The following is a 627-nucleotide window of genomic DNA, read 5'->3' as shown; positions in this document are numbered from 1 at the left end:
TTTATTGTCATCCCAAAACCACCGCCTCTGGCGGTGGTGATTGTCCCTTAAGGCTATAGCCTGAATAACGCCCATGTTAAAAGAGACCTTCTTATTCACCACAAGTAAGAGGAAACGAGAAACATGGGCGATTACAGAAGTTCATCACATGTTTACTGGCGTTGTAAATATCATATCGTTTGGACGCCTAAGTACAGATTCAAAATTCTAAAAGGTAACCTTGGTAAAGAGCTCTACAGGTCGATTTATATTCTATGCAATATGAAAAGTTGTGAGGTCTTAGAATTAAACGTCCAGATAGATCATGTGCATCTAGTCGTGATAATTCCGCCAAAGTTGTCAGTATCCACATTAATGGGGATATTGAAGGGTAGGAGCGCAATAAGGCTTTTTAACAAATTCCCTCATGTTCGCAAGAAGTTATGGGGAAATAGCTTTTGGGCGAGGGGTTATTTTGTTGATACGGTAGGCGTAAATGAGGAAATCATAAGACGCTATGTTCGCCATCAAGATAAGCAAGATCTAGAGCATGATGCTCAATTGTCGCTACAGATGAAGTAGGTGTAAGGAAATAGCCCCTTCCAGGGGCAAATCAAAGCCGCCTTCTAAGAAGGCGGATTCTTTACT

At 41.3% G+C, this 627-nt stretch carries 1 protein-coding gene; it reads left to right on the top strand.

The features are described 5' to 3' along the window. The first annotated feature begins 123 nt into the window (after positions 1-123). Complete coding sequence (gene tnpA / locus CBX96_RS21415) at positions 124-561, top strand: IS200/IS605-like element ISShes4 family transposase (protein WP_011623097.1); 438 nt, start codon at positions 124-126, stop codon at positions 559-561. Positions 562-627: the final 66 nt, after the last annotated feature.

This window comes from Shewanella sp. BC20 (assembly GCF_003129585.1).
GTDB lineage: Bacteria > Pseudomonadota > Gammaproteobacteria > Enterobacterales > Shewanellaceae > Shewanella > Shewanella seohaensis.
This window is presented reverse-complemented; position numbering and strand designations above follow the sequence as displayed.